General features: G+C 64.1%; 1 protein-coding gene. It reads left to right on the top strand.

Going from position 1 to position 647, the window contains the following annotated elements; translation table 11 throughout:
• The coding region (locus tag ABRS97_RS28100) for a phosphopantetheine-binding protein (RefSeq protein WP_367819466.1) at positions 1-647 on the top strand (647 nt) is incomplete at both ends.

Raw genomic sequence — 647 nt, 5'->3', positions numbered from 1 at the left:
GCACCAGGCGAGCGGATGTATCGCACTGGGGATCTCGCGAAATGGCTGCCGGACGGCACCATTGAATACCGAGGGCGCATCGATCTCCAGGTGAAAATCCGGGGGTACCGGATTGAACTGGGCGAGATCGAAGCGGAATTGATGAAGCATCCTGCCTTGAAGGATGCCGTCGTCATCGCCCGCGAGGATGCGAGCGGGCAGAAGTTCCTGTGCGCCTACATCGTAGCGGAGCAGGAGCTGGGCGCGCCGGAGGTGAAGGCGTTCCTGGCACAGGAGCTGCCGTCCTACATGGTGCCGGCATTCGTCGTGCAGCTGGAGAAGCTGCCGCTGACGGCGAACGGCAAAATCGACCGCCGCGAGCTGCCGGAGCCGGAGGGCGGCTTCGGGCTTGGCGAAGCGTACATAGCGCCGCGCAACGAAACGGAGGAGCAGCTCTGCGACATCTGGCAGGCTGTGCTCGGCGTGCCGCAGGTCGGCATCCGCGACGACTTCTTCCTGCTCGGCGGCCACTCGCTGAAGGCGATGACGCTGCTGGCGCGGATCAAGCAGCAGTTGCAAGTGAACGTGCCGCTGCGGACGCTGTTCGAGTCGCCGACGATAGAGGCGCTGGCGCTGCATATTGCGCGAACCGACAAGGAAGCGTACTC

It is taken from the genome of Paenibacillus tabacirhizosphaerae, assembly GCF_040812395.1.
In the GTDB taxonomy this organism is placed as follows: domain Bacteria; phylum Bacillota; class Bacilli; order Paenibacillales; family NBRC-103111; genus Paenibacillus_E.
Note: the sequence above shows the minus strand (reverse complement) of the source record. Positions and strands in the feature narration are given on the sequence as shown.